The organism is Rhizobium sp. NZLR1b, from assembly GCF_019685155.1.
In the GTDB taxonomy this organism is placed as follows: Bacteria; Pseudomonadota; Alphaproteobacteria; order Rhizobiales; family Rhizobiaceae; genus Rhizobium.
The window spans coordinates 82,268-98,455 of record NZ_JABDWC010000026.1 but is presented as its reverse complement, the minus strand read 5'-3'; the positions used below and the strand labels follow the sequence as shown (position 1 = coordinate 98,455).

At 61.3% G+C, this 16,188-nt stretch carries 17 protein-coding genes and 2 pseudogenes; 9 read left to right on the top strand and 10 right to left on the bottom strand.

The features are described 5' to 3' along the window. Window positions 1-107 (top strand): annotated as a pseudogene (locus HJB84_RS27960) (IS110 family transposase); the annotation flags it as partial. 113 nt (window positions 108-220) lie between these two features. Here the strand turns inward: HJB84_RS27960 and HJB84_RS27955 are convergent. Together HJB84_RS27955 and HJB84_RS27950 are read right to left on the bottom strand one after the other, a co-directional pair. Further along, window positions 221-592, bottom strand: coding sequence for a DUF423 domain-containing protein (locus tag HJB84_RS27955; RefSeq protein WP_207584359.1), 372 nt, complete (start codon window positions 590-592; stop codon window positions 221-223). A gap of 2 nt (window positions 593-594) precedes the next feature. Then, window positions 595-1,005 (bottom strand): group II truncated hemoglobin, encoded by a 411-nt coding sequence (locus HJB84_RS27950; RefSeq protein WP_221117539.1) that lies wholly within the window; start codon window positions 1,003-1,005, stop codon window positions 595-597. Between the two features lie 167 nt (window positions 1,006-1,172). Here HJB84_RS27950 and HJB84_RS27945 point away from each other — a divergent pair, with 167 nt between their 5' ends. The 6 genes and pseudogenes from HJB84_RS27945 to HJB84_RS27920 all read left to right on the top strand — a co-directional run bounded on the left by HJB84_RS27945 (window position 1,173) and on the right by HJB84_RS27920 (window position 6,222). Further along, entirely contained in the window at window positions 1,173-1,736 is a 564-nt protein-coding gene (locus HJB84_RS27945; RefSeq protein ID WP_221117530.1) for a TetR/AcrR family transcriptional regulator, read from the top strand. Between the two features lie 18 nt (window positions 1,737-1,754). Next, window positions 1,755-2,096 (top strand): multidrug efflux SMR transporter, encoded by a 342-nt coding sequence (locus tag HJB84_RS27940; protein WP_207581483.1) that lies wholly within the window; start codon window positions 1,755-1,757, stop codon window positions 2,094-2,096. A 195-nt stretch (window positions 2,097-2,291) separates the two neighbouring features. After that, complete coding sequence (locus HJB84_RS27935) at window positions 2,292-3,077, top strand: ThuA domain-containing protein (RefSeq protein WP_221117529.1); 786 nt, start codon at window positions 2,292-2,294, stop codon at window positions 3,075-3,077. Window positions 3,078-3,086: 9 nt separating this feature from the next. Continuing rightward, window positions 3,087-4,130 (top strand): Gfo/Idh/MocA family protein, encoded by a 1,044-nt coding sequence (locus HJB84_RS27930; protein ID WP_207581481.1) that lies wholly within the window; start codon window positions 3,087-3,089, stop codon window positions 4,128-4,130. A gap of 41 nt (window positions 4,131-4,171) precedes the next feature. Continuing rightward, the gene (locus HJB84_RS27925) at window positions 4,172-4,609 is read left to right on the top strand and encodes an EamA family transporter (protein ID WP_207581480.1); all 438 of its coding nucleotides are present in this window, start codon (window positions 4,172-4,174) and stop codon (window positions 4,607-4,609) included. 84 nt (window positions 4,610-4,693) lie between these two features. Then, window positions 4,694-6,222: pseudogene (locus HJB84_RS27920) on the top strand (tetratricopeptide repeat protein). Between the two features lie 323 nt (window positions 6,223-6,545). On the opposite strand, the gene HJB84_RS27915 reads toward HJB84_RS27920, so the two are convergent. The 7 genes from HJB84_RS27915 to HJB84_RS27885 form a co-directional block, all read right to left on the bottom strand. Continuing rightward, window positions 6,546-6,941, bottom strand: coding sequence for a DUF1236 domain-containing protein (locus tag HJB84_RS27915; protein ID WP_221117528.1), 396 nt, complete (start codon window positions 6,939-6,941; stop codon window positions 6,546-6,548). A gap of 130 nt (window positions 6,942-7,071) precedes the next feature. After that, entirely contained in the window at window positions 7,072-8,181 is a 1,110-nt protein-coding gene (locus tag HJB84_RS27910) for an ABC transporter permease (protein ID WP_221117527.1), read from the bottom strand. Beyond that, a complete protein-coding gene (locus tag HJB84_RS27905) occupies window positions 8,181-9,323 on the bottom strand; it encodes an ABC transporter permease (protein ID WP_207581477.1) in 1,143 nt (380 codons plus the stop codon). The genes HJB84_RS27910 and HJB84_RS27905 overlap by 1 nt, the downstream gene beginning before the upstream one ends. After that, entirely contained in the window at window positions 9,320-11,062 is a 1,743-nt protein-coding gene (locus HJB84_RS27900) for an ATP-binding cassette domain-containing protein (protein WP_207581476.1), read from the bottom strand. Before HJB84_RS27900 ends, HJB84_RS27905 begins: the two co-directional genes overlap by 4 nt. Continuing rightward, entirely contained in the window at window positions 11,059-12,066 is a 1,008-nt protein-coding gene (gene hlyD / locus HJB84_RS27895) for a secretion protein HlyD (RefSeq protein WP_221117526.1), read from the bottom strand. The genes HJB84_RS27900 and hlyD overlap by 4 nt, the downstream gene beginning before the upstream one ends. Further along, window positions 12,063-12,767 (bottom strand): CerR family C-terminal domain-containing protein, encoded by a 705-nt coding sequence (locus HJB84_RS27890; protein ID WP_207581474.1) that lies wholly within the window; start codon window positions 12,765-12,767, stop codon window positions 12,063-12,065. Before HJB84_RS27890 ends, hlyD begins: the two co-directional genes overlap by 4 nt. Window positions 12,768-13,115: 348 nt before the next feature. Beyond that, window positions 13,116-13,352: a hypothetical protein gene (locus tag HJB84_RS27885; protein WP_207581473.1), complete on the bottom strand. Its 237-nt coding sequence runs from the start codon at window positions 13,350-13,352 to the stop codon at window positions 13,116-13,118. Between the two features lie 228 nt (window positions 13,353-13,580). Here HJB84_RS27885 and HJB84_RS27880 point away from each other — a divergent pair, with 228 nt between their 5' ends. Next, window positions 13,581-13,895: a hypothetical protein gene (locus HJB84_RS27880; protein WP_207581472.1), complete on the top strand. Its 315-nt coding sequence runs from the start codon at window positions 13,581-13,583 to the stop codon at window positions 13,893-13,895. Between the two features lie 36 nt (window positions 13,896-13,931). On the opposite strand, the gene HJB84_RS27875 is transcribed toward HJB84_RS27880, so the two are convergent. Further along, on the bottom strand, window positions 13,932-14,948 hold the full coding sequence (locus tag HJB84_RS27875; RefSeq protein ID WP_221117525.1) for an NAD-dependent epimerase/dehydratase family protein: 1,017 nt from the start codon (window positions 14,946-14,948) through the stop codon (window positions 13,932-13,934). A gap of 280 nt (window positions 14,949-15,228) precedes the next feature. On the opposite strand from HJB84_RS27875, the gene HJB84_RS27870 reads away from it, so the two are divergent. Next, a complete protein-coding gene (locus HJB84_RS27870) occupies window positions 15,229-16,185 on the top strand; it encodes an endonuclease/exonuclease/phosphatase family protein (RefSeq protein ID WP_207581470.1) in 957 nt (318 codons plus the stop codon). The last annotated feature ends 3 nt before the right edge of the window (window positions 16,186-16,188 follow it).

The following is a 16,188-nucleotide window of genomic DNA, read 5'->3' as shown; positions in this document are numbered from 1 at the left end:
AGGGCAAACCGAAAATGGTCATCCGCATCGCGCTCGCCCGAAAACTCCTGGTCATTCTCAATGCAAAAGCACGAGATGCGCGAAGAGAATTCGAACATGCAACTTGACAGCCCAGATAGTCGCTCATTCCTGTGACAAGCACAGGAATGAGGGAGGGGAGGTGAGACCTCCCATCAACCCTTTCGATAGGCCGATGAATCGAAGCCAGTTTGCAAAGCCCTCAAGGTCGTACCCGGAAAACGGCGCCGGCGGCAACGGCCAGCCAGCCAAGCATCATCGCCCAGCCGCCGGTCGGGGCGGCATAGGGGAAGAGGCTAGAGCCGGTGAAACGCAGAGTGACGAGATCGCCTGCAAAGAGCAGGGTTCCGATGATCATCAGAAAACCGGCCAGCCAGGCGGTTTTGAGCTTGGCGGTGCCGAGAGCCAATGCCAGCAGGGTAGGGGCGTGTGCGAGGCACATGGCGGATGCAGATGCCGCAAGGTTGGCTTCGCCGCCGCCATGGGCGGCAAGGGCGGCGAGCGCCACGCCGGCTACGCCGAACAGACCGGCAAAAAGATAGAGCACCGGCTCCAGACGCGCATTCAAGCTCATGGTCATTCCTTTTCCTGTATGTCAGGGGCCTTGTTCTGCATGTGATAGGCGAGTCTTTCCACCGGCCCCCAGATGAGATCGCGCAGCGCCTGGCTTGATATCGTCTGGTCGAGGGCACGGCGGAAGCAGAGCAGCCACTCGTCGCGCTCGACGGGGCCGATCTTGGCGACGAAATGGCGGCTGCGCAGACGCGGATGGCCGCGCTTGTCGGTATAGAGCGGCGGGCCGCCGAGATAACCGCTCATATATTCGTAGAATTTCTCTTCGCTGCCGGCAAGGCTCGGCGGATGCACGGCGCGCACGTTGCTTGCCTCCGGCAGCCTGTCCATCAGTTCGTAGAAACGCTGCGTCAGCGCCCGCACGACAGGATCGCCGCCGATCGCCTCATATAGAGTGGTGACCTTCTCCGTCACGAAACCATCCCCGATGCCCATCCATTGCCCCGGTCCTTCATGCACCGGGCGGAAAACGATCGCAACTGTCATCAAAGCGACGCGGCAATTCGCGCATATTGCCAGGCGGGCAGGAGTTTCAGCCAATTCATCTTGACAAAACCGTCCAGACGGTATCTTTTGCTCGCATGTCGAACGCTCATCATCGCAAAAAGCAGCCTATCCTCGTGCGCCAGCAGTTGCTGGATGTTGCGGCGCGCCTTGCTGCCAGCGCAGGCATGGCCGCGGTCACGCTCGATGCGGTGTCCGCCGCCTCCAGCGTCAGCAAGGGTGGGCTGCTGCATCACTTCCCGACGAAAAATGCGCTTCTTGATGCACTGTTCGAGAGCCTGCTCGAAAAGTTCGACGCGGATATAGAAGAGCTGATGCGCGGCGATCCGCTGCCGCAGGGACGCTTCACCCGCGCCTATCTCAGAGCGGTATCCGGTATCAAGGATCGTCCAGACGATTCCAGGGGTTGGACGCAGGTGACGATCGCGCTTCTTGCCGAACCCCGGTTGCGCCTTCGATGGCGCCAATGGGTGCAGGCGCGGGCCGAGGAATATATCGGCACCGACTCCTCCCTCGACGCCCAGGTCGTGCGTTTTGCCGCCGACGGGTTGTGGTTCTCAGATACGTTGGAAAGCCATGATATCGACGGCGTTCTGAGGCGGGATCTCATTAATCGCCTTGTCGAACTGACCGGGAAGTAATCCGAAAAGGAATTCGCCATGAGCCAGGCCGCCGTCTACGGGCTGTTGTTTGCCGCCATCGTGCTCGAGGTCATCGGCACGACTGCGCTGCAGCTGTCGCAGCAGTTCACCCGCATCGGGCCGACGGCGCTTGTCGTCGCCTGTTATGCGGCCGCCTTCTATTGCCTGTCGCTGACGCTGAAAAGCATCCCTGTCGGCATTGCTTATGCAATTTGGAGCGCTTTGGGAATCGTGCTGATTTCCTCGGTCGGTCTGGTCTTCTTCAAGCAGCGGCTCGACCTGCCGGCAATCCTCGGGCTCGGGCTGATCATATCGGGCGTCGTCGTCGTCAACCTGTTCTCGAAATCCGTTTCGCATTGATATTGCTGCCATATTGCCGAGTGGAATTTCCGCCTTCTGCCGGTAAATTTTCCCCTTTGTCAAATTCCTGACAAAGGTCTATGTGTTGCTTAGACGTGGAGGAGACGAGGCGCAGCCAGCGCTGCTGTTTTCCAAAGCGCTTTGAATCCTGTCTTTCCCGCCTACCGATACTTCCAGTTTCTACAGGAGCACATCATGGCCATTCGCACCGTCGTCTGGGGAGAGAATATCCACGAGACTACCAACGAAATCGTTCGTGGGATCTATCCCGAAGGCATGCACACGACGATCGCCAACGCGCTGAATACGGATCCCGGTATCTCGGCAACTACGGCAACGCTGCAGGAGCCGGAACACGGCCTCAACGAAGCCCGCCTTGCCGAAACCGATGTGTTGACCTGGTGGGGCCATAAGGATCACGGCGCGGTCTCCGACGTCGTCGTCGAGCGGGTGGCCAGGCGTGTCTGGGAGGGTATGGGCCTCATCGTGCTGCATTCCGGCCATTTCTCCAAGATCTTCAAGCGGCTGATGGGCACGCCCTGCGCGCTGAAGTGGCGCGAAGCGGGCGAGCGCGAGCGTCTATGGACGATCAACCAGCGCCATCCGATCGCAGCGGGCATCGGCGAGCATTTCGAGCTCGAGAACGAAGAAATGTACGGCGAGCAGTTTTCGGTTCCGGAGCCGCTCGAAACGGTGTTCATTTCCTGGTTCCAGGGTGGCGAAGTGTTCCGCTCGGGCCTGACCTGGCGGCGCGGCGCCGGCAACATCTTCTATTTCCGCCCCGGCCACGAGACCTATCCGACCTATCACGACGTCAATATCCAGAAGGTGCTGATCAACGGCGTCAAGTGGGCCTATAACCCTGAGGGATCGTTGACTGGTATTACCGACGCACCAAATGTGCCGGTAGAAAAGGCACTGGAGCCGATCGTCGAACGCGGCCCGAGACTGCACCAGGCCGGCGAAGCCGGTTACCGCTGAGGAGCATCCATGCGACTACTCGTTCTTGGCACGGGGGTGATGGCGAAAAACCAGCTCGCCCGCTTCCCCCTCATCGACGGCGTGACGGTGGTCGGTGCCGTCGACACCGATCCCGAGCGGCTTTCGGCCTTCGCCGACAAGTTCAACATCGAAAAGCGGTTTCTTTCACTGGAGGAGGCGATCGCCTGGGGTGAATTCGACGCGGCGACGAACGTCACGCCCGACCGGATCCATCACCCGACGACGATGGCGTTGATCGCCGCGGGCAAGCATGTGTTCTGCGAAAAGCCGCTGGCGGAGAACTATGCGAAGGCGCTGGAGATGACGGAGGCGGCGGAAAAGGCCGGCGTCATCAACATGGTGAACCTGACCTACCGCAATGTCGCGCCGTTGCAGCGCGCCCGCGAGATGGTGCTCGCCGGCGAGCTCGGCACGATCAGGCACGTGGAAGCCTCCTATCTCCAGAGCTGGCTCGTCTCGCGTGCCTGGGGCGACTGGCGCACGGAATCGACCTGGCTGTGGCGGCTTTCCACTGGCCACGGCTCGAACGGCGTGCTCGGCGACGTCGGCATCCATATCCTTGATTTTGCCGCCTATGGCGCGGCGACCGACATCGACCACGTCTTTGCGCGGCTGAAGACCTTCAACAAGGCGCCGGGCGGCCAGATCGGCGAATATCTGCTCGATGCCAATGACAGCTTCACCATGTCTGTCGATTTCGCCAACGGCGCGCTCGGCGTCGTCCATGCCAGCCGCTGGGCGACGGGGCATCTGAACGAGTTGAAGCTGCGCATTTATGGCGAGAGGGGCAGCCTTGAGGTTATCCACCGTCCCGGCGGTTCCGAGCTGCATGGCTGCCTCGGCGAAGGGGTCGAAACGGCCACCTGGACGCAGATCGAAGTTGAACCGGTGGCGACCAACTACGAGCGTTTTGCCGAGGCCGTGGCAACTGGTGTCCAGCCGGACCCGAACTTCCGCCACGCCGCCAACCTGCAGAAAGTGCTCGACCTTGCGATGGTGACCGAGCGCGAACGGCGCGAGTTGAAGGTGTGATCGTCCTTGAGATCGAGGTGTAACGGGACAAGGAACGCCGCATGAAAAGCCTCCTCACAAGCTGGCCGCTTTGGGCGCTTTTTTCCGCCGGCTTCGCAGCGCTCACGGCGATTTTCGCCAAAGTCGGCGTCGAGAACGTCAATTCCGACTTCGCGACCTTCATTCGCACCATCGTCATCCTGCTGGCGGCGGGGATGATGGTCTATGTCACCGGCAACTGGCAGGAACCGTCTTCGGTGTCGAGCAGGAGCTGGCTCTTCCTGGGGCTCTCGGGTCTTGCCACCGGCGCATCCTGGATTTGCTATTTCCGCGCTCTGAAGCTCGGTGATGCCGCCCGCGTCGCGCCGATCGACAAGCTATCCGTCGTCTTCGTGGCCGTCTTTGCCGTGCTGTTCCTGGGCGAACGCCTGACGCTGCCAAACTGGCTTGGCGTCGTGATGATTGCTGGAGGAGCCGTGCTCGTCGCTTACCGGGCATGAAGCCGCGGATCGAGCCTTACGATCATAAATTCGTCGCGCGTCGAGCCGCTTTCAGTTTGCGATATTTTCGCGTTATGCTTCCTCATGGGCAATTCAACGCTCTCCTTTGGTCCGTTCCTTTGCGATCCCGTGACAGGAAGCCTGTGGCGGGAAGGCAAGTCCGTGGCGATAGGACCACGACCGACAGCGCTGCTCGGCATGCTGCTGGAGGTCGAGGGTCGCGTCGTCACCAAAGCGGATCTGATGGAGCGGGCTTGGCCGGGGCCTGCCGTGGAGGAAGGCAACCTCACCGTTCAGATTGCCACGCTCAGGAAGCTTCTCGGCCCGAAGCCTGACGGCACGGAGTGGATCGTCACCGTTCCGAGGGTCGGTTATCGCCTGCCGCGCCAGGACGATGCCGGGGTGGCGTCGGTGGCGCCGCAGCCGCCTTCTCTCGCGGTTCTTCCCTTCGCCAATCTCGGTGGTGATGCCGACCAGGATTATTTTGCCGATGGCGTGGTGACGGAGATCATCACGGCCCTTGCCCGCTTCCGCTCCTTTTCGGTCGTCTCGCGATATTCCGCCTTCGTCTACAAGGGGCGCAGCATCGATGTGCGAGAGGTGGCCAGGGAATTGGGGTCCGCTACGTGCTCGAAGGCAGCATCCGGCGGGAAGGCGGGCAGGTGCGTATCAACGTGCAATTGGTCGATGGCGTGACGGCGACCAATCTTGGGCCGATCAATTCGAGGACGGCATCAGCGGCATCTTCGCCTTCCAGGACCATATTACCGAACACGTCGCTTCGATTGTCGAACCGGCAATCGAAATTGCCGAAATCCGGAGATCGCGCCGCGACCGGCCGAACAGTCCGGCGGTTTATGATCTCTATCTGCGCGCGCTTGCGGCGATAACCGACGAGTCGATCGAAAACAACGCCGTCGCCTATGCGCTGCTGCGCGAGGCCCTTGCCATGGAGCCGGAAAATGCGTTGATCCTGTCACTTGCCGCCTGGGCGCTCGAACATCGTACGACCATGGGCTGGCCGCCGTTCGGAGGGGACGACAAGGCGGATGCCTCAGGCTTGCACGCCGCGGCCTTCAGCATTCCGCCGGCGATCCCCGGGTGATGGTCCATTGCGGCATGGCGCTGCTGCAGACGGGCAAGGATTATGACGGCGGCATGGCCGTGCTGGAGGCCGCCGCCGCTGCCAATCCCAACGATCTTCGCGTTGCCGCCTGTTCCGGCATTGCGGCCCTGCACTGCGGCGATATCGATGGGCGCTCGAGCGTCTGCACCGCGCCGTGAGGCTGGGGCCGCGCGATCCGGATGCGCGTTTTTCGCTGACAGGCATCGCGATGGCCAAGATCTTCCGCGGCAATTACGAGGCAGCGCTTTCGTTTGCGTCACGATCGCTGGCGCTCAATGCCCATTTCGACCCGACCTACTGGATGCTGATCGCCGCACACGCGCATCTCGGCAATATTGAGCGGGCGCGGCAGTTGCTGCGCACGCTGGAGGCGATTGCACCTGATGTGACACTGGAAGGCATTCTGGCGGGTCAGCCGGCCAAGAATCCCCAGCGTTTTGCGCCGGTTCTGGAAGGGCTGGCGCGCGCCGGGATGCGGCCGCGCTGAGAGGCATTTGGAAGTTTTAGCAGCTTTTATCCGGAGCATTAAGGACCCGGCCCCGTCGCTTCAGCCATGCTGATCCCATCAATCGATGGAGGATCGGCCCATGCTTTCCAGCATGCATATTCTATCCCTTAAACAGGGCAGGCTTTACGGCGACCGGATCCGGATAGAGGCGCTGCCGCAAGGGTTCGCCCCGCCGCGACGGCTCGTTGCCCTGTTCGCGCTGATCGGCAGATGGCGCAAACACACGAAAAAAGACCCCGCCGAAGCGGGGCCGGAGTTGCCGAACCGCAGCAGGCGGCACGGCGATCTGATTTTTCGGTGGTTTATTCTACGACCTGCACCACGCGGTGGGTGCGGGGTTCGACGATCACATGTTGATTGTTGATGACCGTATAGGCGTATTTCGGGTTGTCCGGCACCGGTGTGACGACGACATCGGCCGGAAGCGGCTTGCCGACGACGATTGGTTCCTGGACGACCACGGAGGCGGTCGGGGCCGGCTGCTGCTGGACGTAGGTGACTACCTCGCGCGGCGGCGGATCGACAACGGCGCCGGCGACACCACCGGCTACGCCGCCAATAGCGGCACCCACGGGGCCACCGACGATCGCGCCGGTGATGGCGCCGCCGGCTGCACCGGTCACGGCGCCATCAGCGAGCGCATTGGTTGCAAGTGACGACAGCGCAAGGGCGCTGGAGACAAGTAGAATCTTGTACATTTTGCTTCTCCTTTGCTGGGGTTGCGTTTGAGTAACGACCGCGCCAATCCGAGGTTCCGGCAGGAGAGAGTCACGCTTTGGAAGGTCCGTTCACATTCTGTGAGGCGGCCGAAGCGTTTGTCGCGATGCATTATTCCAGCCGCCGGCGGAAGAGCCATGCGGCGGCGCTGAGCGTGACGGCGGCGATCAGCGCCAGCGGGATCGTCTGGTTCACCACCTCGCTCAGCGGAATATCCTTCAGGAAAACACCTTTGACGATCACCAGGAAATAGCGCAGCGGATTGATCAAGGTCACCGGCTGCAGCCATGCCGGCATGTTCTCGATCGGCGTCGCGAAGCCGGAGAGCAGCATGGCCGGGACCATGAACAGGAAGGCGCCAAGGATCGCCTGCTGCTGGGTCATCGACAGCGCCGAGATGAAGAGGCCGAGACCGGCGACCGAACCGAGGTAGAAGATCGCGCTGCCGTAAAGCAGGAAGAGCGAGCCGCGCAGCGGCACGTCGAAAAGAAAGACTGCGGCCAGGATATAGACGGTGATGTGGAAGAGGCCGATCATCATCGGCGGGATCAGCTTGCCGATCAGGATTTCGTGCATGCGCAGCGGCGAGACCATCAACTGATCGAAGGTGCCGAGCTCGCGCTCGCGGGCGATCGACAAAGCCGTGACGATCAGGCCGATCAGGAGCGCGATGCTGGCGATCAGGTTCGGCACCATGAACCATTGGTAGGTGAGATTCGGGTTGAACCAATTGCGCGGCACTGTCGAGACGATACCTGTGCCGGCGCGTCTGCCGGCTGGCGTCTCGGCGGCAAGTGTCGCGCCGATCTGCTGGAGATAGCCGGCGACGATCTGCGAGGCGTTGGAGCGGCGGCCGTCGAGCACCATCTGCAGGTCGGCCGGTGTTCCCGCCTCGATATTGCGCGAAAAATCCGGGCCGATCTCGATCGCCGCGATCGCCGTCTGGTTGTCGATCGCCACCCTGATATCCGCCTGGCTTCCCGCCATCTCGATCCGGCGGAAGGTTGGCGAGCCATCGATGCGTTCGATCAGTTCCTGGCCCCAATGGCCGCTGTCGCGGTTGAGGATCATGACGTCCACATTGCGCACTTCGAGCGTCGCGGCATAGGAAAAGACGAGAAGCTGGACGATCGGCGGGCCGATCAGGATGGCGCGGCCCTTGGGGTCGCGCAGGACGGCAAGCAGTTCCTTGACGATGAGGGCGTAGAGCCTTGTCCACATCAGCCGATCCTCTTTCGGGTACTGCGCGCCGCAAGCACGAACATGACGGCGCCGATCGTCAGCATCACGCCGATCGCCTGCAGGAACATCGGCCAGATGTCGCCGGCTAGGAACACCGTCTGCAGGCTGGGGATCAGGTAGCGCGCCGGCACGATGAAGGTGATCCATTGGATGACGGCAGGCATGGAATTGATCTCGAACAGGAAGCCCGACAGCAGGAAGGCCGGCAGGAAGGCGGAGATCAGCGCCAGCTGCGAGGCGAGGAACTGGTTCTTCGTTGCCGTCGAGATCAACAGACCCTGGCCAAGCGCCGGGATCAGGAAAGCGGCCGACAAGGCGTAAAGCGCTGCGACCGATCCGCGGAACGGCACGCCGAAGAGAAAGACCGCAAACAGCACGCAGAGCGTCATCGAGGTGAGGCCGAGCACGAAATAGGGCAGGATTTTGCCGATGAGCAATTCAACCGCCGTTACCGGCGTCGCCATCATCGCCTCCATGGTGCCTCGCTCCCATTCGCGGGCGACGACGAGCGAGGTCAGAAGCGTGCCGACCAGGGTCATGACGATGGCGATCGAACCGGGCACGAGGAAATTGCGGCTGGTCAGTTCCGGATTGAACCAGAAGCGCTGTTCGACCGAGATGGCCGGATTGGAAGTGGCGACATCCGCCTGCCTCTGCCGTTCCCAATTGGCGACGGCGCCCTGGGCATAATTCTGCACGAAATTGGCCGTGTTCGGATCAGAGCCATCGACGATCACCTGAATATCCGGACGGTTGCCGGCGATATAGTCCGTGGTGAAATCGGCTGGGATGACGACGATGCCACGCACCTTGCCGAGCACGAGATCTTCCTCGAACAGGCGCCGGTCGCGGCCGACGGCGACTTCGAAATAACGCGAGGCCTGGAAACTTGCCGACAGATCCTGTGTCAGCGGCGTCATCTCCTCGGTCACGAGGCCGATGCGGGTGCGGGTGGTATCGAGCGAAACGCCGTAGCCGAAGAGTAAGAGCAGGATCAGCGGCAGCACGAAGGCAATGAGAATGCTGCTCGGATCGCGGATCGCCTGGTAGCTTTCCTTGCGCACCAGGGCTGAAAGACGCCGCAGCCGGCCAAGTTCGGGTTCGCGGGGGGAGGCGCTCATGCGGCATCCTCCGCTTCCGATTGCTGCACCAAGGCGATGAAGGCGTCCTCCATCGTCGGGTCGGGCAGATCTTTGGTTGCGACGCGGGCCTTCAACTCATCGGGCGAGCCGAGTGCGATCGAGCGGCCGCGATAGATCAGCGAGATGCGGTCGCAATATTCCGCCTCGTCCATGAAGTGAGTAGTGACGAGCACGGTGACGCCTTTTTCCACAAGCGCGTTGATATGCGTCCAGAATTCGCGCCGGGTGATCGGATCGACGCCGGAGGTCGGCTCGTCGAGGAAAAGGGCGCGCGGCTCGTGCATGACGGCGCAGGCAAGCGCCAGGCGCTGCTTCAGCCCGAGCGGCAGGTCCTTGGCGGGCTCGCAGGCGTGGCGGCCGAAATCGAAGATGCCGACCATCAGTTCGATGCGCTCGCGCTTGTGCTGGCCGCGAAGGCCATAGACGCCCGCGAAGAATTCGAGGTTCTGGATGACGGTGAGATCACCGTAGAGCGAGAATTTCTGCGCCATGTAACCAAGCTGGTTACGGGCTTCGGCAGCATCGCGGCGAAGATCGAAACCGGCGACCCGGCCTTCGCCGCCGCTCGGCTTCAGCAGGCCGCAGAGCATCTTGAAGGTGGTGGACTTGCCGGCGCCGTTCGGGCCGAGCAGGCCGAAGATCTCACCGCGGCGGATATCGAAGCTGATATCGTCGGCAGCGGTGAAATCGCCGAAACGCTTGGTCAGGCCCCTGGCCTCGATCACCGGCCGGTCGCCTTCAGCCTTCAGCGGCTCCTGCGCTTCCGCCAACCTGGAGCGGCCGCCGGGACCGCCGCCAAGCATGTCGACGAAGGCATCCTCGAAGCGGGGCGGGGCAGGGGCGAGCGTTGCGCCATCGCCGGCCGATCCGATATCCGGTTTCTTATCCTTGGCGGCGACGAGGCGGATCGCCTCGCCCTGGATCACGCCGTCGATGACGCCATCTGCCTGCAGAAGCCCGGCAAGCACTTGCCGGCGGCGCCCCGATATGCCCGAGACGCGGAAGACCCGATCGCTGACGCGGCCGGTCATCTCAGCCGGTTTTCCCGAAAACAGCAGCTTTCCCTGGTTCAACAGCAGCACGTGGTCGCAGGCCTCAGCCTCATCCAGATAGGCGGTCGACCAGAGCACGCCGATGCCTTCCTTGGTCAGGTTCTCGACCATCTTCCAGAGGTCGCGACGCGAGATCGGGTCGACGCCGACGCCCGGCTCGTCGAGCAACAGCAGGCGCGGTTTTTTGAGAAGTGCGCAGGCAAGGCCGAGCTTCTGCTTCATGCCGCCGGAGAGTTTGCCGGCAAGCCTGCCGGTGAAGCGCTTGAGATCGGTGAAGGTCAGCAGCTCGTCGAAGGCACCGGCGCGTTCGCTCTTCGGCAGGCCGCGCAGATCGGCATAGAGATCGAGGTTTTCCTGCACCGACAGGTCCTCATAGAGGCCGAAACGCTGGGGCATGTAGCCGATGGCCGCCTGGATGCCGGCGGCATTCTTGCTCGTGTCGAAGCCGAGAACTTCCACCGTTCCGGTATCGGGCAGCATCAGGCCGGTCATCAGCCGGATCAGTGTCGTCTTGCCGGCGCCGTCGGGACCGACGAGGCCGGTGATCGCACCGCCGCCGATCGCGCCGGAGACGGCGTCGAGAGCAGGGGGCGCATCGCCGAAGCGCTTAGTGACGCCGTCGATCCGGACGAGCGGCTTGTCGTCCCGGCCGGGTTCGGCGGTCATTGTCCACCCGCCGCAGGCGGCGGAAGCCGCACGGTGACCGGCATGCCCTGGCGCAGATCCGGGCCGGGCTGGTCGATGACGATCCTCAGGCGATAGACGAGATCGGTCCTGAGTTCCGGCGTCTCCACCGATTTCGGGGTGAATTCGGCGACCGGCGAGATAAAGCCGATCGTGCCTTCATAGGGTTTGTCGGGCGCCGTATCGGAGGCGACGGAAACCTTCATGCCGGGGTGGAGGCGGCCGAGATCGGGTTCGGCGACATAGCTGCGCACCCAGACGGGCTCGGTCAGGGACAATACGAAGACGGTATCCGCCGGCGAGACGATCGCACCATTTTCCCGCACACGTGAGAGGATGACGCCGTCGTTCGGGGCGCGAAGCTCGGTATCTGCAAGCGAGGTGCGGGCCGAGGCAAGGCTCGCCTCGGCAGCCTTCACCTGCGCGTCGGCGGCGGCGATATCCTCGACGCGCGAGCCTTCCTGCAGCAGCTTCAGCGCCTCGCTGGCGGAATCGGAGCGGGCGGCGGCCATGGCCCTTGCGGCGGTCGCCTGGTCAAGGCTCGCCTCGGAAATCGTGCCCTGCGGGCGAAGCTGGCGGGCGCGGTCATAGGCGAGGTTGGCATTTTCGAGATCCGCCAGGCTTTCATCATAGGCGGCGCGCGCCTGGGCGATCTCTGTCGGGCGCGGGCCGGCCTTCAGCTTGTCGAGCGTTGCCCGAAGAGCTGCGGCGTTGGCTTCGCCGGAGCGGACAGCGAATTCATAGGGTGCGGCATCGAGTTCGGCCAGAACCGTTCCGCTCTTGACGACATCGCCCTCGTCGACGTGAAGTTCAGAAAGGCGGCCGCTGACACGGAAGCCGAGCGAGACCTGGCGGATATCGACATTGCCGTAAAGGACAAATTCGCGGTGGGCCTCGGGCAGCCAGCCGAGCTTTTCGGGCAGGCCGTACCACCAGGCGGCGGCACCCGCCGCAACGAGGAGAAGGAGGGCGAGGATGCGTTTCATGCTGCACCTGCCTTGGACGGGCCGAGCACATCGACCAGTTCAGCGGCGAGGCCGCGCAAGATTTCCACCTGTTCCGGGCCGACGGCGTCCCATTCCATCTGGGCAAGCACGGCGGCATGGGTGACGCGAAAGACGAGGATGCTGCCGAGAAGGGTGAAGGTGCGCAGGCGCACATGTTCCGAGGCGGGATCTTCACGCAGGATGACGCCGATCAGCCGCCGGCCCATCTCGATCATCGGCCGCATGATGCCCTGATAAACCCTTGCGAAGGCTTCGGTCGGCTCCATCTGCTCGCGGATCAGGAAGCGCGCCCAGGATTCGGATTCCTTGCCGACGAAAAGCGTCACCATGGTCTGGAGAATGTCTGTCAGGAAGCGACGAGCCTCGGTTTCTCCGAGCGGTTCGCCAGCGGCATCGAGCGTCATGAGATATGTGCCGATGCGCGCCCTCATGTCACCGACATGCGTATCGATGCGGGCCATCAGATACTCGGCCGTGGCGATGTAAAGACCTTCCTTGCTGCCGAAATAATAGGGGATCGCCTGCAGGTTGACGCCGGCGGCCTCGGTCAGCTGACGTGTCGAGGCGCCGTCGAAGCCGTAGCGGCCAAAGACGTCGAGGGCGGCGGAAAGCATCTTCTGACGCGCGATCTCGGCGCGGGCGGATGCTGGCGGGGTTCGGGCGTCGCGTTCCTGGTTCATGATGGTTTTATAACTCCGAACGGATAATAAGTCAATCGATTGATATATTCCTGAAGAAGGAATTCGACCCGAGATCTATCGCTGGCATGAACAGGCGTTTAGCCGAGATTGATGTCAGCTCTGCGCATCAGGTGATTCAGTTACCCGCGGGAAACATCGGCAGGAAAAGGCAAAGAGGCCCGTGGCGAACGGACCTCTCAGGGTTCTCAGGGTGGGAAAGAGAAACCAAGCCTGGGGGTTGGCTGCTAACAGGTAGCGATGCGCTATCGCTAATTTTCGCGACACTAATGTGTCTGGCGCCACTCATTGCGGGACAAAAAAGGCCGGCGTTTTTTACTATTTCTACGATCATTTTCTGACACAAATCTGCCTTGCTCTTTCAGTATCGCCGATGAGATGCGTATCCAAATTTATATTATTGCGCTCCTCTTGAGCGCCATCATGTGGTCGATCTCGTTCGATGCGGCGCGTGAATCCTATCATGCTGCGCAAAGTGCGGGGTTGATGCCGAACCTGCATATCAACAAGAGGCTGGATCGCGTTCTTTAGATTGCGATCAGCGTTCAAATCATTGGTATATTGCACCGACGTCGCTTTCCCAGCCCTGCGGGTCGGCGAACCTATTTTCCTGGTGAGTGCTGAGGCCTTCCAAAGAAAATCAAATTTCGTAAAATTTGACTGACCTGCTTAAAAGCCCTGCAAATACTGATGTGTAGAGTGGTCTCATGAAAGCGACCGAAGCGTGGACAGACGCGTCGATCGTTTGGAGACGGGCGAAGCGAAGCCCGCCGATCCGCAAACGGGGACTTCGACATGCACAAAATTCTCGCCGCCATGGCTTTGACTCTGACCATCACCGGCGCTGCCGGGCCGGCGCTCGCCATCGGTCCCGCCAGCCTTGCCCGCGACCTGATGTACACCTCCGCCATCGGCCATTCGCCCGAAATTCCTTTGACGACACGGGCCGGTTTCGTGCGCCCGGCGGTTCCTTTCGTCCTGCGCAGCCCGGCTGAAGTCGAGGGTGAGAACTACCAGCTCAAGGCCTATTCGCAGAGCCTGACCGTGGTCGTCGACTATGTGTTCTCGAAGGCGGTCAATGCCGTGCACGCGGTGACGTTTCTCCGCTGACATTCTGGACCGACCGGAAACAGTCCGGCAAATAGGTTAGGCGTCGAGTTCGCCGCGGACGTCGAGATACCACTCGACGAAGGCCTTGACGCCGACTTCCAACGTCGTATCCGGCTTGTAACCTGTCAGCGCGACGAGCAGATCGGGGGCTGCGAAGGTGCGCGGCACGTCACCCTTCTGCATCGCCAGCATCTTGCGCATGGCAGGACGGCCGAGCGCTTTCTCGACCGTTTCGACGAAATCCATCAGGCTGACCGGCTGGCCGCCGCCAATATTGACGACCCGAAAGGGCGCCTGGCGCGAAAGCGTTTCGACAGCCACGTTGTCGAGACGGTTTTCCTCGCCAGGGGCGATTGCCGACAGCCTGGCGATCGCTTCAATGAGATCGTCGATATAGGTGAAATCACGGCTCATGTTGCCTTCGCCATAGATCTCGATCGGCTGGTCTTCGAGCATGTTCTTGGTGAATTTGAACAGCGCCATGTCGGGCCGACCCCACGGGCCATAAACGGTGAAGAAGCGAAAGGCCGTGGTCGGAATCTTGTGCAGATGCGCATAACTATGCGCCATCAACTCCATCGATTTCTTCGTCGCGGCATAAATGGTCAGCGGTTCGTCGGCGCGATCGGTCTCATGAAAGGGGACGGTCGCATTGGCGCCATAGATCGATGATGTCGAGGCCAGCATCAGGTGACGAATTTCGACGCGCCGCGCGATTTCCATGATGTTCCACGAGCCTTCGACGTTCGAACGAAGATAGGCCTCAGGATTCTCAAGGCTATAGCGCACGCCGGCCTGTGCGGCGAGGTGGATCAGGATGTCGGGCTTGGCCGCCAGAACAGCCGCTTCCAGAGCTGGCCGATCCTCGAGCATTGATATGACGGGTGTGAAGGTCGGATATTGGGAGAGTGCCGCATGACGCATCTCCTTGAGCTTGACATTGTAATAGGGAGTAAGGCCGTCGAAGCCTGTGACTTCATGCCCTTCCTGCAGCAGACGCCTGGCCAGATGAAAACCGATAAAGCCGGCGGTCCCGGTAATGAAGTAGCGCATTCCCACCTTCTCTCGGCTCACTGCCGACGGCAAAAAGCCGATTCCCTATCACGTGACCCCTTACAGGATAAGAAGAGGCCGAGTCGATAGTTCTTTGAAAGAGAAGGCGGCGGCCGCCCTCGCTGCGGTCGTCGGCGTATTCGCCGGCTGCCCCGCCGAATGACGGAGAGGTCGTCGATATCATCTGAGGTCAGCCGCGGCCATCGGCTGTTATGCTGCATTGCAACATGTTGGCCTGCGTGTTATGGCCGGCCGGTCGGCTGCAAGCAGGTCAGGATCGATGAGAGAGATAATTTATTGGATTCTCTGTGCGTTTCTGACCGTTGCGATCGCGATCGTGTCTCTACGCTTTGTCACGAACTTCTGGCTGCTGTCCTTCCTCTACAGCTTTCAGGTTCATTTCGGCGTCCTCTTTGTTGCCGCCAGCCTTATCATTCTGGCTGTCAGGAGACGGATCTACGGCTTCGTCCTTCTGTTTGCCTCGCTTCTTCTCATCTTTCACGGCGTCATCACGCTGCGCGAGTTTTCTGAGGACGACGGAGGCACGGACAGGCCGCCACTTTTTCGGCTGATGTCGTTCAATATCGCGATCGACAACTGGAAAAACTCGACTGCAATCACCGATATGGTGATCGCTTCGAATGCCGATGTCGTCAATTTGCTCGAAGCCAAGCCGCTGACGTTCCATCTGCAGCAATTGTTCAAGGCCTATCCCTATCACATCGGTTGCGAAAGCGGGAAGGATACGTGCGATACGCTGGTGCTGTCCAAACGCCCGTTCGTCAGCCGACAGGTCGCAAGCATGGGCAGTCTCCGGAAAAACAGGCTGGTTATATCGAGCGTCGACTTCGGCGGCGAAACCATCAATCTGGTTTCGGCGCACCTCACCAAACCCTATTTCGACGATTTCCAGATGGCTGAATTGGAAGATCTCGCCAAAACGCTTGGATTGATCGACGGTCCTCTGGTGCTGTCGGGTGATTTCAACTCCTCGGTGATCGCCCCGAGCATCCAGGGTTTCCTGCGCGACCAGAAGCTGAAAACAATCGTGCCGGAACCGGAAACATGGCCGGTCGGCGCCGGCTTGCTCGGGATCGCCATCGATCACATATTTGCGCGCGCGCCGCTTCATCTGACATCGCTGAAACGTCTTGATGACAGTCTTGGCTCGAACCATTCAGGCCTGATCGCCGAATTCGTCCTCGACAAAAGCGGCGAAACCTCACCGGCAAGATAAGCC

Coding starts and splice junctions, on each gene's coding strand:
- hlyD (WP_221117526.1), bottom strand. CDS start 12,066: ATGAAACGCATCCTCGCCCTCCTTCTCCTCGTTGCGGCGGGTGCCGCC.
- HJB84_RS27935 (WP_221117529.1), top strand. CDS start 2,292: ATGGCCATTCGCACCGTCGTCTGGGGAGAGAATATCCACGAGACTACC.
- HJB84_RS27930 (WP_207581481.1), top strand. CDS start 3,087: ATGCGACTACTCGTTCTTGGCACGGGGGTGATGGCGAAAAACCAGCTC.
- HJB84_RS27940 (WP_207581483.1), top strand. CDS start 1,755: ATGAGCCAGGCCGCCGTCTACGGGCTGTTGTTTGCCGCCATCGTGCTC.
- HJB84_RS27955 (WP_207584359.1), bottom strand. CDS start 592: ATGAGCTTGAATGCGCGTCTGGAGCCGGTGCTCTATCTTTTTGCCGGT.
- HJB84_RS27915 (WP_221117528.1), bottom strand. CDS start 6,941: ATGTACAAGATTCTACTTGTCTCCAGCGCCCTTGCGCTGTCGTCACTT.
- HJB84_RS27910 (WP_221117527.1), bottom strand. CDS start 8,181: ATGTGGACAAGGCTCTACGCCCTCATCGTCAAGGAACTGCTTGCCGTC.
- HJB84_RS27945 (WP_221117530.1), top strand. CDS start 1,173: ATGTCGAACGCTCATCATCGCAAAAAGCAGCCTATCCTCGTGCGCCAG.
- HJB84_RS27900 (WP_207581476.1), bottom strand. CDS start 11,062: ATGACCGCCGAACCCGGCCGGGACGACAAGCCGCTCGTCCGGATCGAC.
- HJB84_RS27890 (WP_207581474.1), bottom strand. CDS start 12,767: ATGAACCAGGAACGCGACGCCCGAACCCCGCCAGCATCCGCCCGCGCC.
- HJB84_RS27925 (WP_207581480.1), top strand. CDS start 4,172: ATGAAAAGCCTCCTCACAAGCTGGCCGCTTTGGGCGCTTTTTTCCGCC.
- HJB84_RS27875 (WP_221117525.1), bottom strand. CDS start 14,948: ATGCGCTACTTCATTACCGGGACCGCCGGCTTTATCGGTTTTCATCTG.
- HJB84_RS27870 (WP_207581470.1), top strand. CDS start 15,229: ATGAGAGAGATAATTTATTGGATTCTCTGTGCGTTTCTGACCGTTGCG.
- HJB84_RS27905 (WP_207581477.1), bottom strand. CDS start 9,323: ATGAGCGCCTCCCCCCGCGAACCCGAACTTGGCCGGCTGCGGCGTCTT.
- HJB84_RS27880 (WP_207581472.1), top strand. CDS start 13,581: ATGCACAAAATTCTCGCCGCCATGGCTTTGACTCTGACCATCACCGGC.